Origin of the sequence: Nostoc sp. DedQUE04, from assembly GCF_034530995.1 — a bacterium.
Lineage (GTDB): Bacteria > Cyanobacteriota > Cyanobacteriia > Cyanobacteriales > Nostocaceae > Nostoc.
In genome coordinates this window covers 53809-76566 of the sequence record NZ_JAVRCA010000040.1, presented here as the reverse complement: position 1 = coordinate 76566, position 22758 = coordinate 53809, and the positions used below count along the sequence as shown (strand labels likewise).

Annotated in this window: 23 protein-coding genes and 1 tRNA gene; 16 read left to right on the top strand and 8 right to left on the bottom strand. The window is 40.3% G+C overall.

All coding sequences use genetic code 11. From position 1 onward, the window contains the following. Positions 1–734: 734 nt before the first annotated feature. From rsmA to RM049_RS24290, 5 genes are all read left to right on the top strand, one after another. Positions 735–1559: a 16S rRNA (adenine(1518)-N(6)/adenine(1519)-N(6))-dimethyltransferase RsmA gene (gene rsmA / locus RM049_RS24310; protein WP_322705985.1), complete on the top strand. Its 825-nt coding sequence runs from the start codon at positions 735–737 to the stop codon at positions 1557–1559. 67 nt (positions 1560–1626) lie between these two features. Next, positions 1627–2580, top strand: coding sequence for a 4-(cytidine 5'-diphospho)-2-C-methyl-D-erythritol kinase (gene ispE / locus RM049_RS24305; protein ID WP_322674529.1), 954 nt, complete (start codon positions 1627–1629; stop codon positions 2578–2580). A gap of 163 nt (positions 2581–2743) precedes the next feature. Further along, positions 2744–3073 (top strand): DUF3082 domain-containing protein, encoded by a 330-nt coding sequence (locus RM049_RS24300; protein WP_322674528.1) that lies wholly within the window; start codon positions 2744–2746, stop codon positions 3071–3073. Between the two features lie 329 nt (positions 3074–3402). Further along, positions 3403–4038: a sporulation/spore germination protein gene (locus RM049_RS24295; RefSeq protein ID WP_322705984.1), complete on the top strand. Its 636-nt coding sequence runs from the start codon at positions 3403–3405 to the stop codon at positions 4036–4038. A 171-nt stretch (positions 4039–4209) separates the two neighbouring features. Then, positions 4210–4281 (top strand) — tRNA-Gly (locus RM049_RS24290). Between the two features lie 182 nt (positions 4282–4463). On the opposite strand, the gene RM049_RS24285 is transcribed toward RM049_RS24290, so the two are convergent. Then, on the bottom strand, positions 4464–6221 hold the full coding sequence (locus tag RM049_RS24285; RefSeq protein ID WP_322705983.1) for a hypothetical protein: 1758 nt from the start codon (positions 6219–6221) through the stop codon (positions 4464–4466). A 53-nt stretch (positions 6222–6274) separates the two neighbouring features. Here RM049_RS24285 and RM049_RS24280 point away from each other — a divergent pair, with 53 nt between their 5' ends. The 3 genes from RM049_RS24280 (at position 6275) to RM049_RS24270 (ending at position 9274) form a co-directional block, all read left to right on the top strand. Then, positions 6275–6427, top strand: coding sequence for a hypothetical protein (locus tag RM049_RS24280; protein ID WP_322691057.1), 153 nt, complete (start codon positions 6275–6277; stop codon positions 6425–6427). A gap of 444 nt (positions 6428–6871) precedes the next feature. Further along, the gene (locus RM049_RS24275; protein WP_322674513.1) at positions 6872–8095 is read left to right on the top strand and encodes a succinate--CoA ligase subunit beta; all 1224 of its coding nucleotides are present in this window, start codon (positions 6872–6874) and stop codon (positions 8093–8095) included. A 297-nt stretch (positions 8096–8392) separates the two neighbouring features. Beyond that, the gene (locus RM049_RS24270; RefSeq protein ID WP_322674512.1) at positions 8393–9274 is read left to right on the top strand and encodes a CoA-binding protein; all 882 of its coding nucleotides are present in this window, start codon (positions 8393–8395) and stop codon (positions 9272–9274) included. 337 nt (positions 9275–9611) lie between these two features. Here RM049_RS24270 and RM049_RS24265 read toward each other — a convergent pair whose 3' ends face one another. The 4 genes from RM049_RS24265 to cysK form a co-directional block, all read right to left on the bottom strand. Further along, on the bottom strand, positions 9612–10700 hold the full coding sequence (locus RM049_RS24265) for a HAMP domain-containing sensor histidine kinase (RefSeq protein ID WP_322705982.1): 1089 nt from the start codon (positions 10698–10700) through the stop codon (positions 9612–9614). 5 nt (positions 10701–10705) lie between these two features. Continuing rightward, positions 10706–11416, bottom strand: a complete 711-nt coding sequence (locus RM049_RS24260; RefSeq protein WP_322674510.1) for a response regulator transcription factor — start codon at positions 11414–11416, stop codon at positions 10706–10708. Between the two features lie 240 nt (positions 11417–11656). After that, the gene (locus tag RM049_RS24255; RefSeq protein ID WP_322683944.1) at positions 11657–12352 is read right to left on the bottom strand and encodes an NYN domain-containing protein; all 696 of its coding nucleotides are present in this window, start codon (positions 12350–12352) and stop codon (positions 11657–11659) included. Between the two features lie 583 nt (positions 12353–12935). Next, positions 12936–13895 (bottom strand): cysteine synthase A, encoded by a 960-nt coding sequence (cysK, locus tag RM049_RS24250; RefSeq protein WP_322683943.1) that lies wholly within the window; start codon positions 13893–13895, stop codon positions 12936–12938. 1017 nt (positions 13896–14912) lie between these two features. Between cysK and RM049_RS24245 the strand changes: the two genes are divergently transcribed. The 7 genes from RM049_RS24245 (at position 14913) to RM049_RS24215 (ending at position 19319) form a co-directional block, all read left to right on the top strand. Further along, positions 14913–15335: a hypothetical protein gene (locus RM049_RS24245; protein WP_322705981.1), complete on the top strand. Its 423-nt coding sequence runs from the start codon at positions 14913–14915 to the stop codon at positions 15333–15335. 35 nt (positions 15336–15370) lie between these two features. Continuing rightward, on the top strand, positions 15371–15658 hold the full coding sequence (locus RM049_RS24240) for a hypothetical protein (protein WP_322674506.1): 288 nt from the start codon (positions 15371–15373) through the stop codon (positions 15656–15658). 2 nt (positions 15659–15660) lie between these two features. Beyond that, positions 15661–15972: a hypothetical protein gene (locus RM049_RS24235; protein ID WP_322705980.1), complete on the top strand. Its 312-nt coding sequence runs from the start codon at positions 15661–15663 to the stop codon at positions 15970–15972. 320 nt (positions 15973–16292) lie between these two features. After that, on the top strand, positions 16293–16655 hold the full coding sequence (locus tag RM049_RS24230; RefSeq protein WP_069068421.1) for a hypothetical protein: 363 nt from the start codon (positions 16293–16295) through the stop codon (positions 16653–16655). 149 nt (positions 16656–16804) lie between these two features. After that, a complete protein-coding gene (locus RM049_RS24225) occupies positions 16805–17812 on the top strand; it encodes an LLM class flavin-dependent oxidoreductase (RefSeq protein WP_322705979.1) in 1008 nt (335 codons plus the stop codon). Next, positions 17802–18176 (top strand): hypothetical protein, encoded by a 375-nt coding sequence (locus tag RM049_RS24220; protein ID WP_322691061.1) that lies wholly within the window; start codon positions 17802–17804, stop codon positions 18174–18176. Before RM049_RS24225 ends, RM049_RS24220 begins: the two co-directional genes overlap by 11 nt. A gap of 258 nt (positions 18177–18434) precedes the next feature. Beyond that, positions 18435–19319 (top strand): Rpn family recombination-promoting nuclease/putative transposase, encoded by an 885-nt coding sequence (locus RM049_RS24215; RefSeq protein ID WP_322705978.1) that lies wholly within the window; start codon positions 18435–18437, stop codon positions 19317–19319. Between the two features lie 437 nt (positions 19320–19756). Here RM049_RS24215 and RM049_RS24210 read toward each other — a convergent pair whose 3' ends face one another. Continuing rightward, positions 19757–20929, bottom strand: coding sequence for an adenylate/guanylate cyclase domain-containing protein (locus RM049_RS24210; RefSeq protein ID WP_322705977.1), 1173 nt, complete (start codon positions 20927–20929; stop codon positions 19757–19759). A 68-nt stretch (positions 20930–20997) separates the two neighbouring features. Here RM049_RS24210 and RM049_RS24205 point away from each other — a divergent pair, with 68 nt between their 5' ends. After that, positions 20998–21435, top strand: coding sequence for a hypothetical protein (locus RM049_RS24205; RefSeq protein WP_322705976.1), 438 nt, complete (start codon positions 20998–21000; stop codon positions 21433–21435). A gap of 159 nt (positions 21436–21594) precedes the next feature. On the opposite strand, the gene hypB is transcribed toward RM049_RS24205, so the two are convergent. After that, positions 21595–22422 (bottom strand): hydrogenase nickel incorporation protein HypB, encoded by an 828-nt coding sequence (gene hypB / locus RM049_RS24200; RefSeq protein ID WP_322705975.1) that lies wholly within the window; start codon positions 22420–22422, stop codon positions 21595–21597. Further along, the gene (locus RM049_RS24195) at positions 22413–22754 is read right to left on the bottom strand and encodes a hydrogenase maturation nickel metallochaperone HypA (protein WP_322705974.1); all 342 of its coding nucleotides are present in this window, start codon (positions 22752–22754) and stop codon (positions 22413–22415) included. The genes hypB and RM049_RS24195 overlap by 10 nt, the downstream gene beginning before the upstream one ends. Positions 22755–22758 lie beyond the last annotated feature (4 nt).

The following is a 22758-nucleotide window of genomic DNA, read 5'->3' as shown; positions in this document are numbered from 1 at the left end:
GTGTTAAGCATACCGCCAGCGTTCATCCTGAGCCAGGATCAAACTCTCCGTTTTGTTGTGTTTCGAGTTTGTGGCTCCGAAAAAAATATTTCCCGGAATCCTATTATTAATTTTGACTATCCTTTTGGATTTACCAAAAGCAAAATCTTTTGACGAGGATTGGTTTTTTCTTAAGCTTTCAAAGTATTATGTTTTACAGGTTCAGCGGTGGTTTGGCGTCTTTCGCCTTTCCACTTAACTAGAGTAACTAGTCATCCCCTAGTTTGTCAAGGGGTAAACTTATTTTTTTTTCTAAAATGGCAAATCGCTTGCCTGGACTTGCTTTCAGGTTAATAGGTTAAGCAACAGGAGGGAGGCGAGAACGAAGTGGCTAAACCTGAGTGTGTGAATAATGCACGTTGCTTGTCTCTAGATCTAAATGGGATCTGATGCAAATTAAGTAATTAATGATTATTCAAAAAGGCAGGAGGTAGTCTTGCTAGAGGTATGTATCTTGAATCCAAATGCTCGAATTAATTATATTAAGAGCATAGTTGTTGGGAAGGTTGCGGTTTAAGACTCCCATCCTACAGGTGACGCTTATATGGACATTTACGCGATCGCCATCACTACGATCGCAAAGCGTTTGGAGGAGAAGATAGGCGTTACAGTAAATCTAGCGCTGTATAGGGACTTCAAAATTTATAATGAATTTTTGATAAACAGCTAAAAATTAGACTAGGCAATAAATACAGATGATCCGACCGCGTAAGGTCTTTGCTCAACATTGGCTCAAAAGTGAAAAGGCGCTCGACGCAATTATTAAAGCAGCTGAGTGTACACAAAGCGATCGCGTCCTAGAAATTGGGCCTGGCACTGGCATTCTAACTCGTCAGTTATTGCCCTTAGTAGAATCTATGATTGCAGTTGAAATAGACCGCGATTTATGTCAACTGTTATCAAAGCAACTCGGTAAGACTAAAAATTTCCTATTGCTGCAAGGCGATTTTCTCACCCTAGATTTACCATCTAATCTACTAGCCTTTCCTAATTTCCAAAAGCCAAATAAGGTAGTAGCCAATATTCCTTACAACATTACAGGGCCAATTATTGAGAAACTACTGGGTACGATCGCTAACCCCAACTCCGAACCATTTGACTCAATAGTGTTACTGGTACAAAAAGAAGTCGCAGAAAGATTGTATGCTAAAGCAGGATCAAAAGCTTTTGGGGCGTTGAGTGTGCGGGTACAATATTTGGCTGAGTGTGAGTTGATCTGCACAGTCCCAGCCGCCGCATTCCATCCACCGCCAAAAGTCGATTCAGCAGTGGTGCGATTGCGTCCCCGAAAAATAGAAATACCAGTGCTTAATCCCCGACAATTAGAGAATTTCTTAAAATTGGGGTTTGGTGCCAAGCGCAAAATGTTACGAAATAATTTGCAATCAGTTATAGAACGCGATCGCCTGAGCCACTTACTGGAACAATTAAAAATAAATCCCCAAGCTAGAGCCGAAGACCTCAGCGTTCAGCAATGGGTAATTTTAGCAAATGAACTGGGAGTAGAAAGTAGGGAGTAGGGAACAAGGCAGATTTTTCCCATTCGTCCTTCTTCATTCCCCATTCCCCATTCCCCACTTCTAGAAAATGCGTTCCTACAGCCTAATTGCCCCTGCTAAAATCAACTTGTATTTGGAAATCATTGGCGATCGCCCCGATGGTTATCACGAGTTAGCCATGATACTTCAAAGTATCGGACTTGCAGACAAAATTGATGTGCGTTCTCTCAGCACTGACAGCATTCGTGTTCACTGCAACCACCCACAAGTACCGACAGATAAAAGTAATCTGGCATACCGAGCAGCAGAATTAATGGTAAGGCAATTTCCCGAAGCCTTTGCTAAATATGGGGGTGTGGAGATTACCGTTAATAAGCAGATTCCTGTAGCTGCTGGGTTGGCTGGAGGTTCGACAAATGCAGCAGCTGTGTTGGTGGGGATAGATTTATTATGGAAGTTGGGGCTAACTCAGTCAGAATTAGAAGAGTTGGCAAGTACACTTGGTTCAGATGTACCTTTTTGTGTAGCGGGTGGAACTGCGATCGCAACAGGTAGGGGTGAGCAACTTTCTCCCCTGCCGAGTTTAGATAACATATATATAGTATTGGGGAAATACCGCAGTCTGGAAGTTTCCACACCTTGGGCATACAAAACTTATCGACAGCAGTTTGGTCATTCTTATATTAGAGATAGCAAAAATTTGGAAGCGCGTGCTAATGCAGTTCATTCAGGGGCTATAGTAAAAGCTATTCTGGATAGAGATGCCAGAAAAATTGCCCAAAAACTGCACAATGATTTAGAGCGTGTCGTATTGCCAGCCTATCCGCAAGTCTTGCAGTTGCGAGAAATGTTTGCAAATCAAGAAGGTGTTTTAGGAACAATGATGTCTGGTTCTGGGCCAACAGTTTTTACTCTTGTTGAGTCTCAGCAGCAGGCAGAACAAGTCAAACTGCAAGCTAGGGAAGCAATTCTTGATGAAGACTTAGAATTGTTTGTGACTCGGACAATTACACATGGTATTCAGGTGGCATCTTCAATTTAAATAAATCTTTATTGTTAATGAAGTATGGGCAATAAGCTGATGAATGAGCTTTTAAGTTGCATAGTTCAAATCATCAAAAAAACGCAAAGATGCAATTTAAATGACAAACAATAATTATTCCTAATGCTCCAATCCAAAATCTAACATCTAAAATCTAAATATTATGAATGACCAAAATCTAACGCCGCAAACAAATGCTAAAGAACAGGTGACAGCTAGTCCGTTACGCTGTTTTACTGGGGCGGCGATTTCTGGAGGGATGGCATTTGCAGCCTATTCGCTGATGATTGCGATCGCGACAAATTTTGCTAGTAAACCGATCCATTCAATCAATCCATTGGTGGTAAAGATTTCTTCTGCTGTTCGTACTCTGGTAGTTGGTGTAGTTGCTTTAGGTAGCGGTATTTTTGCTATAGTGGCAATTGGTTTATTGGCTTTGGGAGTACAATTATTAGTGCAGCAATTGACGAAGCAAAAAAGTAGTGAAAACTAGTAATTTACTTTTAATCAGTAATCTAAAAGCACAAGTTTTTCTAATATTTTGCAAGGAGTTGATTTTACTCTTGCCAAATTTATTTAGCACAAGCAGCAGACGCAGATGCAGTGCTACTGGTTCCAGTAATTCTCTAGTTTATTGTATCCCTAATAGTTGTCAGACATAGATCCTTGAATAGCAAATATTGTAATTTTAGTGAATAGTATAAAATTTGACTTTAAAAGATTTTTGGTTGACACTTTATAGACTGGCTCAATATTCACGAATTTATGCGGAATTAATACCAACGACACTGAAATAAATAACATTATTTATAAGCAAAATTTATGAACACAATCAAGAAATATTTTTTACCCCCTATTTTTGTGACAATGGTTGTGAGCCTCGGTAGTTGTAGTTCTAACCCTACCGCAGGTAATATTGACAGCGCAACTTCATACCCTACCACAGTACCAGCACCGACGAATAGCCTACCTTCTCAGTCTCCCAGCCAAATTCCTAGCGTAGCTCAGTTGAGAGAAAAGTTTCCTAATCAAGAATCTTCTAAGGAAAATACGCCTTCCTCACGAAAGGAAAATACGCCTTCCTCACCAACTTCTAAGGTTGCCACTAGCAAAACTACTAACGTAACACTATACACAAGTGATACCCAATGTCAAAAGCTAATTCCAGAAAAGATTTCAGTACCAGCCGAGGAACCAGTGACAAATGTCGTAAGTAAAATCTTAGAAAAACGAGATACAAGCGACTTTAGCTTGTCTGGGTATCGTGTCAACATCAAAAATGGCATTGCTACAGTTGATTTACGAATATCTCCTGAGTCAAAGCGGCAAATAACTTCTCTTTCTAGTTGTGAACAGTTTGCTCTGTTTGGCAGTCTCCGCAAAACCTTAACGAGTAATACTCAATGGAATATAAAAGAAGTTCGCTTCACGGAGCGAGGCGAGGACATTGTTCTTTAGTTAAATATTGTAATAAGTGCCGTCATCAGCTAGCTAAAAAAATTTTCTAATCTGAACAGCTACAGGACTCATGCATCAGTAGTTGTCAAAATAGTGGATTTTCTAGCCAATTGAAAACAGCTGTAAATAGTGGTATGCTTAATTTTAAGCATAAGTTTATGTTAGCAATTTGCGGGTGTAATTCAGTGGTAGAATGTCATCTTCCCATGGTGAACGTCGTGGGTTCGAGTCCCATCGCCCGCTCTATAATCTGTAACTTTTAGCCAGTAGTGCGATCGCTATTTTCCTGAAATAAGAAAAACCCTGACATAGTAAGTATTATGTCAGGGTTTTAGGTATTTGAAATGCTGTGGCAGTATTTTGTTAAATTGACAAATAATTAGTTAATGTACAATTCATCCTTTATACTTAAATCGGTATTTTACTTACCCGCCTAAAGTCCGCGTATAAATTACCTGACCTTGGGAATCATAAAGAAAAAGGGATAGATTGGCATTTTCACCAATTACGGCTAGGGCTTCGCGTAAGATTTGCAAGTGATTGGTAACGTCAACAGCAGTATCCGAATTCTGAGAATAAGGATTAGCGAAGTTATTTTGCCTTATTTGGTCATACTCAGGGGTTAGTCGGACAATAATTTCTGCATTGTCTATGCTAAAGGTGCAAATCCGAATTCCATTAATGCAAGTCTTATCTAAGTCAGTGCGGGTTTGTTGCAAACTACTAACAACTTGTACTTTTTCTTGTGTTTGTTTGAGCGCAGACGAATAGGGTTCGAGGAGAGACTGAGCCTGAGTGTAGTACAAGCTATCTTGGGGAACTTTTTTAGCAGTTTGCAAAGCCTGCTCCCAATATATCGCCGCTGCTTGCCATTGTTTTTGTTGTTCATAAACTTTGGCTTGCTTGGCAGTGGTAAGGGCCTGTTGGTAGGTTTTAACAGCTAATTGTTCTTTAGTAGCGCGATCGCGTACTAATACTAATTTAGGTTTATAATCTACCAACAGCTTTTGGGCTTCTTGGTATCCAACGCTATTTCGGGGAATCGTATTCAAGGCATTAATTACCACCAGCCAAGTAGATTGCGCCTTTTGCCAGTCATTCAAGGATTTAGCAGTAGCCTCCTGCTTCTCGGCTGCAACAGCTACACCTTTTGCCATTGTTAGTTTTTTTAGCCATTTTTCCTCAATAAATATCTGTTGATTTACAGCGTGCAAACGGACACGATAATTCAATAATTTACCCTGCACCAGCCCATAGAGTTCACTACTAGAACTTATACTTTCTAGTGGCGCTATAGCCTGTCGCCATAAGTGTTGCCTAGTTTGTAATTCCTCTAAGCTAGATGCTGGAGTTTGAACTTTTTGTGTCGCCAAAGATGCCGTTTGCAAAGCTTTGACCACCCGATCGATTTTTTGCGATCGCCCAGATAAACTTGCTTTTAGTTCCTGTGACAGCTGGTAACGAGGCGACCAACTAGGAATTACATTCAGGTCTGTGCTGGCTGCTGTAAGTTGCTGTTGTACAGCAACTAATTCTTTTTCAGACTTAGCGCGGCGCATCAGTTGCGCAGATTTTATTTTTAATTGCTCGGCGTTTTGTATTTCCTTACACTCAGACATCACGCAAGGGCGAGTCAATAAGTAAGCACCACCGCCTAAAACTATAATTCCCACCAACGCTGCACCCAAGAGGATAGGTTTGACCTGGAATCCTGGCTTTGAAGCCGAGAAATTCGGCACATCTGCAAACGGGTCAAACAGTTCTTCTTCTTTTTCTTCTTCGCTCTCATTGATTAATGGAGAATATGTCAGAGATGATGAGGGGAATATTACTTCCTCATCTTTTTGTACTTCCTCATCTCCCTCTGCTACCCATCCTCCCGTCGGCTTCAACGCCAAGAAACATTTAGCATAAGGGAGTTGTTCGCCAAAAACTCTGAGGAAACATTGCACCCGTTGCTCTTTGTGGGGTGCTAAAGACTGAAGTACCTCCTCAATGACTGCAAAAATTAGTTGAGCGTCAACGATTACATCTGACGCGTGTTGCGTTAAAATCATTAACTCGCCTTTATTGACGACGCACTTAACCTCGAAGACTTCAGCGGTTGAGACTTCTACAAGTAATTGTTCTTGCAAAGTTTTGGCTAAAAGCTGTAAATCTTCCTGCTGGACTGCTACTTTCATACAGCTTTCCCGCTGAACTTCTATATTGTTTTGATTATCTTTAAGGGGATGAAATGAACTTTTTAGATTTGTTGAATGCAAATGCACAGTTTAATCAACCACAGCCTGAGAATCTGAACGACCAACTTTCTAACACAAATTCTGACTTTTCACCAAAAATTAAAAAAGTAATTATTGTTCGTGCCGATACATTTTTACAGCGCTAGATACAAAATTAAATAATCTGTCTTCAGATATAAATTAAAAATAAAAAATGGGAATAATAGAAGATTTGGGTATTTTCACTGCATTACTTTGCGATAATTAAACTCACAAAAGCTACTGCTTTGCAAAATGCTAGTTGCAGAACAATTTTTACCAAATTATCTAAAGGTTAAGAAAACGATGCTATGTCAGAGGGTTTTGACAAAAAAGCTAGTTATCTTCTATGCTGGGAAACTTACTGAGGAGATTAATTATGTGTTGTGGCCCTGTCACAAACAAGTTGACTATCAAAATTAATATGCTGAATTTGCTGAATTCGATAAAATTGATCCGTGAAAAATAAGTTTTTATAGCTGCAAAAAGGTTAATTCTGCAATCAAGGTGCTGCAAAATATCAAGACAGGAATAACCAAAATCTTGGAAAGTGTCAATACTAAGGTGTATCAATGGATTTATTAGAGTACCAAGTTAAAGAATGGTTTGCGAAGATAGGCATCCCGGTATTGCCTTCCCAACGAATTGACCATCCTACAGATTTGAAACGGTTAAAAATTCGCTATCCAATTGTACTGAAATCTCAAGTCCACGGAGCGGAACGGGCAAAAGCTGGTGGAGTCAGATTTGCCCAAACGACTATCGATGCGATCGCAGCTGCTCAAAATATCTTTAGTTTACCAATTTGGGGCGAATTGCCGGAAGTTGTACTGGCAGAATCTAGATACGACGCCAACCAAGAATTTTATCTAGCAGTAGTTTTAGATACTGCTGCCTGCCGACCGGTACTTTTAGGTTGCAAAGAAGCAGATATCGATTGGGAATCGGCTGGGGAAAGAATGCACTACGTTGTCGTGGAACAGGAATTCTCACCATTTTATGCCCGACGATTGGCTTTGAAAATGGGTTTGCAAGGAACGCTGATGCAGTCGGTAAGCAGCGTTGTGGAAAAGATGTACCACTTATTTGTCCAAAAAGACCTGGATTTAGTCGAAATTAATCCCTTGGCAGTCAGTACTACTAGTCAAGTTATGGCTCTTAATGGTAAAGTCAGGGTCAACGAACGGTCGATCAAGCGTCATCCCGATCTGGCCGAGATGGCAGCAAAAATTATCAGTCGTCATACCACTACTGAAATTAACGGTATTTTGGGCGACTGGGATGGTGTACAAATGCATGGAAAAATCGGTATTTTAGGTAACGGTACTGGTTCAGTGATGGCAACTTTAGATTTAGTTGCAAATGCTGGTGGCAATCCAGGTGTTTGTTTGAATCTACGTCATGCTTTCCTTACAGATACTACACCAACTACCTTCCGCGATCGCCTAGAAACAGGTTTGAAAATGCTGGAGGCTGATAAAAGCATTCAAGTAATACTAATTAACTTTCTGGGTAGCATTCCGCAAACCGAGGAAGTGGCTGAAGTTATAGCTAGAGTAGTGCAGCAAGACGACAGCGAACTTCAATCACAGGTTGTACGTTCTAATGGTAGTAAACGGCGACAGCTTAATTTTCCATCCTTAGTTGTCCGGCTTGCGGGTTCTGAATTTAACACTGCGAGAAAATATTTGACAACACTAAAAACCCACACCGATGCGCTTGTCGTGGTAGAAAATCTAGATGAGGCAGTGGCAGCAGCAGTTCTCCTTGCTAAACCAACGGCTAATAAAAGATAGTGAATGTCATTTTGTGACAATTCAAAAATCAAAAATTATTAGTTTTTACCGTCGGGTATAAATTGTTGAACTTGATGCTCAAATTAAATACAGCTTTGCTTTCTGGGACTAAATTATATAGTACATTCAAACTGAATATTTCTAGCTAGGGGCGCGTTTTCTCACTTTTGGAACACTTAGCTTCCAGACTCATTTTTGGAATTTCAGTAAAAATTGAATCAATACGACACTGTAAATGTGTTGTTTCTATGCCCAGTAGTTCAAAGCGCTGGGTTATCAAACTTACGGTAATTTTTTATGAACCTAACGCCAGAAAGTAAAGTTTTAATTCAAGGCTTTTGTGAATTTATATCAAGCACTCATGTCGATCAAATGAAAGCTTATGGCACGAATTTAGTAGCTGGTGTCAATCCTGGATGCGGCGGACAGGAATTGCATGGACTGCCAGTATTTGATTTAGTAGAGGAAGTAATAGAACAATTTGGGGCAATTGACACCACAATTATTTGTGTAGATCCTTATGATGTTTTAGATGCAGCATTAGAAGCGATCGCATCTAATATTCGCCAGATTATTATTATTACTGCTGGTGTGCCGCCTTTGGATATGGTGCAATTACTCCGTAAAGCCGAAGCCTGTGAAACTTTGGTAATCGGGCCAAATAGTCCGGGGATCATTGTACCGGGAAAAATTCTCTTAGGAACTCAACCCAGCGAATTTTATACCCCTGGAACAGTGGGGATCGTTAGTCGTAGCAGTACCCTCACCTATGAAATTGCCTACGAATTAACAAAAGCAGGTTTAGGGCAGTCAATTAGTGTCAGTATTGGTAGTGATGCGATCGTCGGTTCCTCATTTTTGCAATGGCTGCAAATTCTCGATGAGGATGAAACCACAGAAGCGATCGTTTTAGTCGGTCAACCTGGTGGTGGTAGTGAAGAAGCAGCAGCGCGGTATATTGCTGAAGCAATTGATAAACCAGTAATTGCCTACATTGCAGGAAGACTTGCACCACCAGGAAAAACTTGGCGTCAAACTGGGACTTTAGCAACAGTTATCGGACGCGATCCTGACTTTGGCACAGCCCAAAGTAAATTAGCTGCTTTAAAAGAAGCGGAAGTAACAGTAGCTGAACGTCCTTCTCAAATTCCAGAATTATTGAGAAAGGAGATTAACTAATTACTAATACTTCTCTACGAGAGGCTGCGCCAACGGCTACGCTCAGTACAAGTTCGTAATTCAATTTTTAACTACGAATTACGAATTACGAATTACGAATTATTTTAATGAGCGATTTTGAGGGAACAAGTAGGCGATCGCAGCATAACCTGAAGCACTGAGTAAACTAACCAAAAAAGCAGCCAAAATAAAAGTAGACATAATGTTACACTCTATGCATTTCTAAAATCCTGGCATTCATCAACAAGCTAGAATTTTGGATACTTTCAAATTAGCAATTGGGTATGACACAGCCATGACTAGCTTGTGTCAATCCCTCGGAATTGAAGGTTTTGTCTCAAGCCAAAGGCAGAAAAAAGCGAAACGTACTGCCAACTCCCAATTCGCTTTCTACCTGAATTTGACCGCCTTGTAATTCAATCAAACGACGGGAAATAGTTAAACCAATACCAGTACCTCCCGAATGGCGATCGCGCGATTGATCGGCTCGCCAGAAGCGCTCAAACACATGAGGCAAATTTTCTGGAGCGATACCAATGCCTGTATCACTAACCGCAATCCAGAGTTGAGATGCGTCAATCCCAACAGTAATGGTAATTGAACCTTCGTTAGTGTAACGAACTGCATTACCTAGTAGATTAACTAGCACCTGTTCTGTACGGTCAACATCTGCCAATACAGGAGGTAGCACAGATGGACATTTCAAGAGCATAACTGGCCCATCTTCCAATAGTTGGTCGGAAAATTTCTCCACTAATGACTCTAACAACGGATATAAATTTACCCGTTGGATATTAATTGGTAGATAACCGGCTTCTGCCTTAGATAGTTCTTGCAAATCGTTCACCAACCGCTCTAAGCGTCGAGTTTCTTTCGCTAAACGCCGATAGATTTCAGGAGACGCTTCAATTTCCCCATCAGCCAGTTCTTCCAAATAACCGCGCACCACAGTTAATGGTGTTCGTAATTCATGGGTCATATCTCCAATCACTTCTCGCCGCCGCGCTTCTACACCTTCTAAACTGGCTGCCATTCGGTTGAAACTACTGCTCAATCCACTAAGTTCTGGAATGTCAGACACAGGTAGTCGTGCATCCATCTGACCAGCAGCAAATTTTTGGGTGATTTGTTCCATCTCGGTCAATCGCTGCATAATTCGTCTGGACACCCAGTAACTCAATCCTCCGGCGGCGGTAGTGCCGACTAAGACAGACCAAAGAGTGCTGCGCTGCCAAGCAAGTTCAAATCCTGTAACCAATTCAGCACGGACATCGATTAAGTCGAACCCCTGATTTTCTAATCCTTCCAAATGCAAGACAAACAAGCGGGGGGAAGAGATTTTGCTAATGCTCACCAGACTAGCTACTCCCACGATCATTACTACTAAGTGGGAGAAAAACAGGCGCCCTCTCAGCCCCATCTTCATAACATTTACGCTACCAAAGGATCTTCAAATTTATAGCCAACCCCAACAACAGTTTTAATAAAAGTCGGATTTGCCGGATCGGGTTCAATCTTTTTTCGCAACCGAGCTACATGAGTATCTACAACTCGTTCATCGCCAAAAAAATTATCTCCCCAAAGTTTATCAATTAGTTGGGTACGGTTCCAAACTCGACCAGGATTACTGACAAAGGTGGTTAGCAAGTTAAATTCTAGGGTGGTTAAGTCCAAAATTTCAACTTCTTGAGAATTCGTCTGGCGACTGGCAGTGCGCTGGTCTACATCAACAATAAAGTGTTGGGTACGATTGACTTGATGTTGTCCTCCTTGGCGGAGGCTACGCCGTAATAGTGCCCGCACCCTAGCTACCAACTCTCTGGGGCTAAAGGGTTTGACCATATAATCATCAGCACCAGTAGACAGGCCAATGACGCGATCGATTTCTTCACCCTTAGCAGTAAGCATTAAAATGTAAGGATCTTTCGCACCTGGTTTCTGGCGAATTCGGGCACAAACTTCCAACCCATCCAAACCAGGAATCATTAAATCTAAAATAATTAAATCAGGTGGTTGCTCTTGAAACATCCGCAAAGCATTCATCCCATCGCGGCTAGTGCGACAAAAAAATCCTTCTTTTTCTAAAGAGAGTTCGATTAAACGAGCAATTTCTGGTTCATCTTCAACTATTAAAATATCCATCTGAAATATAAGATCGAGCAAAATGGGCACAGCAAAGACAATACAGTTCGGTTAACATATTTGTCTCTTGAATATCCAACCCCCGATAAATTGGGGGGCTTTTTCTCCTCTTTACCCCCTTTTTAAGGGGGTCGCCGCAGGCGGGGGGATCTTATCCGAACCGTATTGAGAGCAAAGACACAAAGACACAGAGATATCTTTTATGCGTCCCTGTGTCTCCCACTTTCCACCTCTTTTTAATTAGAGGTTTGAATTTGACGCTGTGCGATAACTATAGCCAAGATTAGAATCTTTTTGAATGTGTGTTTTAATACTATCGAGGTCAATAAAGCAGTCAGCAACATCAATCAAACTTTCACTAGTGGTTGTTTGCAGACTGACTACTTCTACCCGAACCCCCATTCTGCTAACAGCGTTTACAGCATAAGCTAAATCTCCATCGCCACTGACTAAAACCGCTGTATCATAATAAGGAGCTAAAGTTATCATATCTACAGCAATTTCTACGTTCAGATTTGATTTTTTGAAATTCTCTGCTGGTACAACGAGTTCCTTTGCTACTACGCGATAGCCATTGCGACGCATCCACAAGAGAAAACCCTGTTGCTTTTCATTACTGATATCAACCCCAGTATAGAAAAAAGCACGCAACAGTCTGGAACCACTGGTTAAATGACAAAGCAATTTAACGTAGTCAATTTCTATGCCGAGTTGTAAGGCTGTATGGAACAGGCTTAAGCCATCAATAAAAATAGCAACTCGACCGCGATTTAAGTTATTCAAAATCGAACTATCAGGTGCAGGATCTCGCATCTTGGTATCTTTACCTTTGACAGCAGTATCGCTCAAATTTTGCCCTTGCCAATGTGGTTTCGCTTTGAGTACTTTAGATTCCTTAAATTCATTTCTTTGTTTGCTAAAATTAGTTATAATCATTGATACCTCTGATTTTAAAGCTGTAAAGAATTTTGACTAAATTTTCTATAGTATAGTCTGTGCCTGATTTATAACCTAGCAGGTAATGGTCTTAAGTCACTATATACAGACAAGTTTAACTGCTGCTAGACAAGATTCAAAATAGACAGCGCAAGGTTTTCACTATTGTTACGGTTGATTTAACGAGATATTGCTTCTGCCCACAGATATGTTAATCTTTACCCACCGAGACAGCAAGAGTTTCGAGAAAATAAATCTTGTTGTCAGGGTAAGGACTGTTTTTGTTAGGTCTGTATTGCACTCAACCTAGAAGCACTATATTTATAAATTTTGTAGGTAGGAACTATAAACCTGTAATGGAGGGCAAGCCAAGATAGGCAAGTTCCGCATAAGAATCCCACGGCTTTTTAGGGAGAATGAGCGTAGCAATATTTACACAGCCGTGGGTGTGTCAAGGAGTTAGAAGCACTAATAACGTAATATGGGATGCGATCGCACCTCAAAAGGTAAGTTGCCTTAATTTTATGTAAGAGACAAATGAGAAGGACAGGGAGGTTGATTACTCTCTTGTCCCCCTGTCTTATTAACGCACCGCAGCAGTTTCTAAAGATAAATCTTGAAACATGGGTGTGCTGAGATAACGTTCGCCAAAGGAAGGCTGAATCATCACGATTAAACGTCCGGCATTTTCTGGACGTTTACCTACTTGAATTGCAGCGCACAAAGCTGCACCAGAGGATATCCCAGATAATAAGCCTTCTTCTTTTGCCAAACGTCGTCCATAGGCGATCGCTTGTTCATCGCTGACTCGAATTACTTCATCAACCAATTCTAAACGAAGGACATCTGGGATAAATCCAGCCCCAATACCTTGAATTTTGTGTGGCCCAGCTTCACCACCAGAGAGAACTGGGCTGTTGCTGGGTTCAACTGCGATCGCTTTAAAAGTCGGTTTGCGCTGTTTGAGTACTTCTGCAATCCCAGTAATCGTTCCACCAGTACCTACCCCAGCAATGACGATATCTACTTCCCCGTCTGTATCTGTCCAAATTTCTTCAGCGGTGGTTTCTTGGTGAACTTTGGGATTAGCAGGGTTGCGGAACTGTTGCAGCATAAAAGCATTGGGAGTATTAGCCACAATTTCTTCGGCTTTGCGAATTGCTCCCCGCATACCCTCAGTTCCTGGTGTCAACTCCAAAGATGCACCATAAGCTCTAAGCATAGCGCGTCGTTCTTGGCTCATAGTCTCAGGCATGGTCAAAATCAAACGGTAGCCACGCGCTGCTGCTACCATTGCTAGAGCAATTCCTGTATTACCTGAAGTAGGCTCAACTAAAATGGTCTTTCCTGGGAAAATTGAGCCAGCGGCTTCCGCCGAGAGTACCATACTTAACCCAATGCGGTCTTTCACAGAAGCCGCTGGGTTCATCCCTTCTAATTTAACAACTATCCTTGCTACTACTCCCTCAGCTTGAGGAATCTTGTTCAGTTGAACTAAAGGAGTTCGTCCAATCAGTTCTGTGATGTCTTGAGCAATCCGCATTCTTTAACCCCTAAAATCCTAAATCTTAGTACAGAGTATTTACTGATAACAATAAGCTTTGATGTATTTATTTTGCCGTTTAATGTCAATGAGTGCATATACTATGTATTCTAACTAAACCACAAAATATGAAAGTTTAGGAAGAACTTTTATTAGATATTCTCATTGATTCTTACTTCAGAAGAGGCTAGCTTACCATTCTTCTAGTTTAACATTTGTAATTGCTGACTATTGTCTCTTGGATTGAGATTCAATTTTTATGATTCTGTATAGATGAATAATTTTTTCATTATTTTCTATTTATTCTGAAAATATAATTGAATTTTAAAATATTTAATTGCTTTTCCTAATTTATTAGTCTATCTTTATCAAGAGACATTGATATTTTATTTTGAGTGCAGATTTTGTCAATCCCAAATTGCATCTAAAACAGTCTTTAACCATTGCCTACATTGCTTTGAGATTGAGTGCAAAAACCCCAGAACCCCACCTCGAAAATACTAGAACCCCGTCCAAAAAACACTAGCACCCATACCCCAATGAATTTTTATAAGACCTATCATGTGTGGATTACAGGCTTTGAGTACTATTCTAATGAATTTAATAATCTTAACAGGGCTGGGGTAAACTGTTTGGTGGAGAGCGGCTGATATAAATCGTATAGGATTTACGCAGAGATTCCCCTCTACCCCCCAACATTCCTGAGCGAAAGCTTAGTGAACTAGGGGGGACTTCTTAATCTTCTTTTTGAGAATAGGGTGAAACCAGATTCCCGAATCAAGTGCGTTCTTTCTGACTGAATAATCCTATGTTTTGTGAAAAGGGTGGTAATTTTTTATTAGTCAGTAGTCAGTAGTGACGAGAAAAATAACTGGCAACTAATGATTGTACAAATTACCGATTACACATATTTTAATATCAAAACTGTTTGAGAGGTAGAAATATATTACTACTTTAGATAAACAGCAAAAGATATTTTCTTACTGGGTGCATACTACCTAGCAAGGGAGAGCCAAGATGAAAGCCAAACTTTTAAATGTTCTTACAGTTTGCGTCGTTACCTTAGCAGTGCTTTCACCAGGACTAGTAGTATTTGGCATAATTTGGGAGCGACATCTGGAGTTAGTAAAATCTCAGAATTTAGCTTACGAAGTTAACAACACAACTACAGATGCTCCCGCCTTGGCTCCCCAGAAAGAGGGTACACATTCCCCTCAGACTAGCATTCAATCCTTCGATCGCAATGTGGTTCATCAAATGCTAACTGTTGCTGAACAATATAAATTTGCCACTATCCTGCAATGGTTCTTCTTGTTAACCCCGATTTGTGTTGGGTTAGGGATTCTCTTTTACGACAGATATCTGGTTCATCGCGCTACTGTTTTAAAAGAACAAGTTGAAATGTTGGAAAGGCTGTGGCGCCAAAGTATCGAACAGTAACTTATTCACAATTTACTAAAATCAAGAAAATTACCATGACAGACCAAGAACAACGCCAAAGCTTGTATTTTAATCTGATTGATGAGTTACTTAAATGTCCTAATGGTCAAGAACCAGAAATTTTGGAATCTAAACCCGAATTGATTGATTCCGGTTTAGTAGAAACAATGTTACAAGTAGCTACTATGTTTGCCCATGAAGGCAATCAAGATGGTGCCCAATTTTTATTTTTTGTGGCACGAGAGCTAGCGAAAGAATTAGGTTTATACCCGGAAGTTCCCAGTACTGAAGTTGCAAATACTGAAGTTGCAAATAAGGAGTAAAAATGCTGTTGACTTCAACGGATGCGGAACAAATAGCTTTAGAACTGCTGATGGCAGATTGGAATATTTCAGAAGAGAACCGAGAGTGGTTTACAATTTTTAGCTCTCGTCTGATTGGCGAGAGTTGGTACACTGTGGAACTAGGTATAGAAGGATTTCCCGATCGGTGGTTTATTCAAGTATATGACACTGGAGCGTGCGATCCAAACTATACATTTATTTCACCAATCCGTAGTTCTGAAGGATTTACGGACTTTATAAATGTGCCGGAAATCATAGCAGAGGTCTTAGTTTGCGAACGCAATGCTCGCTAATAATTAAAATTCAAAACTTGGAATTCAACATCATAGTATTAGGGAGCATCTCACCTTTACAAATATACCTGGCGATTAGGAAAATCCAAGAAAAAAATTATCCAATATTGTGGGGTGGGCATCTTGTCCGCCATATAAACTGAGCGGGCTTTTCAGCCTACCCCACATGAGTTAATTGTATAAAAATGCTTTACGCAAATTTGAGGTGATGCCAAATGAGGCACACCTCTTTTTTTATGTCATATTTAAGCTTTTATTTAAGCTTAATCAGCTATTTTGTCATATTTAATTGATAAAATTATGTTATATTAAATAGCGTGATGGACGCTACAGAAATATCAGTTCCAATGATTGCTGAAGATATCTTAGCCAAAGAATTCACAAGAGTCGTCAACCATTACTACCCGCAAGTTGGAGAATTGCTGGATGGGTGTTATGTGAAAGTCATCACCTGTTTTTGGGGACGACCTGCTAGACGTTTGCAATATATAGGAATTTATTGCTCTGACGAAATGATTTCCTGTGTGCAAGCTCAAAAAGAAATACTCAGAGAAGTAGCAGACAACATGGGTTTAATCCAGGTTGTCTGTATGAATGCCAAGCGATTGTTGCGCGATCCGATGTCGAAGGTCAAAGAGAACAACCCACGCCTATGGTTGGAGTTGCAGTGGGTTGCAACTTAGTGATTCATCGCATTAATTGAGAGGGGTAAATTCTTTTGTAGAGAGGACTTTATTCCTCAAATATTTAAGCACGCTTTGTGCTTACTACAAACCTATCGACCACTAGAATAACCAGCACCTACGGTGAATACAAAGTATCAACGCAAGTAATGAAAACTGGAATTTTCTGCAATTACGATAATTTTCACCAAGATGCTCGTCGTGCCATCTTTGAGCAAGTTGCACTGGTAAAACAGGCAGAAAGCTTAGGTTTTGAGGAAGCGTGGGTGAGCGAACACCATTTTAGTGAATCTAATCTCAGCCCGTCCATGTTGGTGTTAATGGCACACTTGGCGGGATTGACTTCAACTATCCAATTAGGCACTGCGGCGGTGTTGCTGCCATTCCATAACCCGATTCGGGTGGCGGAAGATATTGCCACTTTGGATAACTTGTGCAATGGACGATTATTATTTGGAGTTGCTAAAGGCGGCCCCTTTCCTCAACAAAACAAGCATTTTGCGACCCTCCCAAGTGAATCCCGTCCCAAGATGCTAGAGGCGATCGCATTAATTCAAAAGCTCTTATATGAAACTGATGTATCATTTAATGGGCGATATTATCAATGCGATCGCTTAACGATTTACCCGAAACCATTGCAAAGTCAAATACCAGTGTATGTTGCTACTGGTGGTGATGACGGTATTGAGCTTGCTGCTAAACATTCCTTCAGCTTGATGGGTGGGCCGCCATTTTCTCTAGAAAGATTGAAGGATACTGTTACCAAATATCGAGCCTTAAATTCTAGTGGTGCGGAAAACTTTGTGCTGGCACGCTTCTTTTTTGTTGGCAAAACATACGATGAGGCGGTGAGTGAGGCGTTACCTTTCGTTCGCAAATTTAGCCAGAAAATGAAAGCTAATTCGGCTGAAGTATTGCAAAACAGTGCGAATTCCAACCAAAAACCATTCGATCGCACAAATATTTGTTTCGATGAAGATTATTTGATTGAGAACTCAATTATCGGTGATGTGGAGACTTGTCGAGACAGAATCAAGAAATTTCAAGACGAATTAAATTTAGGTACGCTAGCACTCAAACCCTCGTCTGCGGATTTGCAAAAAAACCTAGAGAGTTTGACGCGCTACAACCAAGAGGTGCGAAATTATGTCTTCTAAACTATACCTGCTTCCTCCCGATGACTTACCTCCCGCTGAGGTAACGAAACAGGATGGAATGCTGCAAATGGAGTTAGAACAGTCTGCTGGCAGATGCTTTTATCTAGCTTGCGATCGCATTACGCGAGTACTGTTATCTAATTGTCAATGGTATCTCACAACAAATGCTACCATCCTCACATTAATTATTGATTGCCCTGACTTAGTATCTTACTGGCATATTGTCAGCAATATTCCCCAGTTGGGTAATAGGTTAGAGCGGTTTGCTAGCAATGGTAAAATTCGCGTTTATCCGCCATTCGGTAAAGGAACGCCGTTTGAAATCAGCGTAAATGAAATATCAGCATATCGAGATTGGCTTTGAGGTAAATAGAAACTGGGAATCATCTTTATCGCTGTCTTCCACCCTGTACTTTTAAAGTGCAGGGTGTTGTATTTTCTGAGAGGTAGAATTCATCTTTTTTAATTGGATGCAGTTAGTTATTAAATTAGAAATAATTACTGTAATTGGGGTTCATTTTTGTATTTTGAGACGGAAATATTTAGGCGATCGCAATGTCCATACTCAGTGGTAGTCTAAATAAAAGTGCAATAGCGCTGATCTAAACGTACCTACTTGCTTATGTCCAAACCTGCTGATATCAGCACTAAACGCCTAATTAGTCTTGCACCCGATAACTGGGTAAAATGGGTAACACAAATTCCTGATGTTATTGTAGGTGAAATTCTCAACTCCGAATTTCAGTGGCTTAGTAGACAAAGTGATGTACTTATCCGTGTCGAGAATCCGCAGTATGGAAAATTTTTAGTTGTCAATGAATTACAACTGCGCTATAAACCGGAAATGCCACGACGGATGCGTGCTTATGCAGCTCTAGCTGAAGAAAAATATAATTTACCTACCTATCCAGTATTAATCAATATTCTTAAAGGAACTAACACAGAAATACCTACAACATATACATCAAATGTTGCAGGTTTAAGAGCAACTCAAGATTATCGGGTGATTAACCTATGGGAAGTTGATGTAAATACTGTCTTTGAGACACCATTACCATCCTTAATTCCATTTGTACCCATCCTCAAAGGCGGTGAAAACGAGGTTGTAATTCGAGAAGCCTTGCAAATTCTGCGTCAGGATGAACAATTAAATCAACTTGAAACAGTTTTGGCTTTTTTTGCTACGTTTGTAATAGAGAGTGCCCCAGTCCAAGAAATCATGAGGTGGGATATGGCTGTGTTGCGTGAGTCGCCTTGGTATCAAGAAATTTTACGTGAAGGAGAAGCACGCGGGGAGGCACGCGGAGAAGCACGTGGGGAAGCACGCGGACGACGAGAGGAATTATATTCAGGTATTGAATTGGCACTGGAGATTAAATTTGGGACTCCTGGCTTAGATTTAATGCCAATCATTTACCAAATCACAGATTTACAGCGATTAAAAGTGATTCAACAGGCTATCAAAACCCTAAATACAGTTGAGGAACTACAGCGACTTTGTGATTGATTTTCTGGTAAAAAAAACTTGTGATTTTCTCACTTATATCATATCCGCCAAATTACCCATAATAAAAGAACCCCACCCCCAACCCCTCCCGAAAAGCGGGGAGGGGAGACAAAGCACAGCTTTGGCGGGGTGGGGTTCTTCGGGTTTAATAAGCAATCAAGCGGACATGATATTACCCATTTATACTACAATACGCTTGGGTTAAGACCAAAAACTAAAACTGGCGTAGCGCGATCACTCTATGAGAAAAAATACTTCCAGTTTTGATGAACCCCCAGAGGAATTTCGTAACTTAGTGACTTAATTTGACAGGTTTTAGTTTAAACGCAAAGGTACGCAAAGTAAAGCGCAGAGGGACGCAGAGTTTTTAATATAATGCAACTTGTATCTTTGTTAAAGGGAGGCAAAGTTATGCTACGGTGTACTTTGTCTTCTGCTTAATTAGGTTTTTGAGAAATCATCTTATAGAGGTTATCAAACTGAGCTACGAGTGCTGGAGGAACAGCCGTAAAATGAATATAAAAGCTTCTTGTGTTTGCTAGTTTTTCTAAGACTTTGGCATAGATATCTTCACTCCCTTGTGTTGAGTTTTGAGATATGAAAAGATTAATTTTAATATTAGTTAACTTATGAGGTATTTCATTAGGGATATCTGCTTGTAATTCGGCTCCTTTTGCTGATAGTTTAATTAAACGTCCTGAAAAAACCGGATTATCCATTTGCTTGTCATGCAAAATAGTGTATAAAAGCGGAATTTCTTGAGGAACAGGGAAAAATATTTCTTCTTCTTTGGGTAAAAAAAGATTGTATCGTCCACGCACGCCATATACTTCGTAAATAGTAATTGGTTGGCTCACACCTTTCGGCTGAACTTGCTTTTCCCCAATAATTTCGACGCTCGATCTAACTTCTTTGAAAGTCTGCTCTGAAATGAGAATTTGACCGCCACTAGTATATGACTCAATTCGATAGGTGAGATTTACTTGACTCCCTACAATTCCATATTTAGTCCGCTTCTCGGAACCAATATTGCCGACTATAACTTCACCTGTGTTAATACCAATTCCCATTTCTAATGGTGGCCAGCCGAGGGTTTCCATCTTTTCATTAACGCTACCCATTGCTAATTGCATGGCACAGGCGCAGGTAACGGCTCTGAGAGCATCATCTTCTTTAGCGATCGGCGCACCAAATAATACCAGAATCCCATCCCCCATAAACTCATCAATAATACCTTGGTAATGATTAATCACATCCGCCATGTATTCTAAATAGAGGTTAAGGATGTGAATTACTTCTTCTGGCGGAAAGCGTTCTGAGAGCGCAGTGAAGCCTCGTAAGTCAGAAGTGAGAATAGTAATTTTGCGTCGTTCACCACCAAGTTTTAATCTTTCAGGGCTTTCTAACAAGTTAGCGACAACCGTATCACTTAAATATCGTCCGAAAACTTGGCGGATTAATTGGTTTCTTTTTTCTAATTCAGTATTGGCTTCTGCTAAATCTGTGGTTCGTTCTCTGATTCGATGTTCTAAATTTCTCCCGTTTTCTCGAAGTTTCCCAACAACAAGTGTCAATCCTGAGAGTCCTAAGACTGACATACCGCCTAACATGGCGAAGGTTCCTTGGAGACTTTGGTTGGTTTTGGTGATTAAATGGACAGAATGCTATCTTCAGCCGCTTGAATGGGAATAATCCCGTACTCAATTTCAGCAATATTGAGCGATTTGAAATTACAGGCACAAAATACGCCGATGTACTGCGTGGTGCTGCTGGCAATGACATCCTCAATGGCGGCGCTGGCAATGACATCCTCAGTGGCGGCGCTGGCAATGACATCCTCAATGGCGGCGCTGGCAATGATATTCTTACTGGTGGTACTGGCAATGATCGGTTTGTCTTCAATTCTAAGGTTGAAGGACTTGACGTTATCAAGGACTTCAGTCGGGTGGAAGGTGACAAGATTCAGATTTCTAAAATTGGATTTGGTGTTACTGACTTGAGTGGTTTCAGCTACAATGACGCAACAAGTTCGTTATTATTCCAAGGAACTCAATTTGCGACTCTTGAGAATAAGCCTGCTAATTTCGCAGTTAGTTTAGACATCCAGCTTATCTAGAATTTTGGAGAAATTAGTCTGACAAGTTCATAATTTGAACAGACAAACTTACACCCGGAAATTATTTTTAACTTCCGGGTGTAAGTTTTTTATTGTCAAGTCATTCATGACTGTATAGTAGGGTAGGCTGCGTAGGCGTAGCCAGCCGTAGGCATCGCTTTAGCATTTAGACAGCAAACTTTCAGTTATCCATTTATACCAGTTCTCTAACCCAGCACCAGTAGTTGCAGAAACCTGAAAAATCTGAATTTTGGGATTTACTTGTCTAGCATAAGCTATGCACTTTTGAACATCAAAATCGACATAAGGCAGTAAATCAATTTTAGTGATAATCATTACATCACTAGCACGGAAGATGTGCGGGTACTTTAGCGGCTTATCTTCTCCCTCCGTGACTGAGAGAATTACGACTTTTGCCTGTTCTCCTAAATCAAATAAGGCTGGACAAACCAAATTTCCGACATTTTCAATCATCACAACTGAGTTTAATGGCGGATTCAGTTGTTGTAAACCCCTGTCTATCATTGATGCATCTAAATGACAGCCTGTTCCGGTGTTTATTTGAATTACTTTAGAACCTGTTTCTTTAATTTTTTTGGCATCGTTAGCAGTTTCTTGGTCGCCTTCAATGACACTAATAGATAATTGATGTTTTAAATCATTGATAGTTCGCGTTAAAAGAGTTGTTTTCCCAGCACCGGGAGAACTCATTAAATTTAAAGCGAGAATATTACGACCTTTAAACCATCCCCGATTTTGGGCAGCTAGCAGGTTATTCTTTGCTAATATATCTTGTTCTAAAGATATTGTTGTGTTGTGTATTTTGGCATGAATTTGAGGTGCTTCTATATGAGTATCATGACTGTGGGAGTGAGTGATGACAGTACCATCTGGTAAAGTGTGAGTATGATTATGTTCCGCTTTATCTGTTTCTAAATTTGTAATTTTTATTTCGCCATCATCAGAACAACCACAAGTTACACACATAATTCCTCTATTTCTATTTCTTTAATTTTAAGTTCTTCGCCAGTAATTAAATTTAATTCCACGCAACCACAGTTACAGATTCCGAACGGTTTATCTAAATTAACTTCTGCACCGCATTGACGACATTTTGCTAAACCGGGAATTTCTAAAATTTCTAATGTCGCCCCTTCTAAAACTGTACCCTGAGTGCAAATATCAAAACAAAATCGGATAGCGTTGGGCATAATGGCTGAAAGTTTGCCAATTTCTAATAAAACTCGCTGCACTTTTGCGCCTTTAGCATTTTCAGTCACAATTGCCACAATATTTTGGGTAATTCCAAATTCGTGCATATTA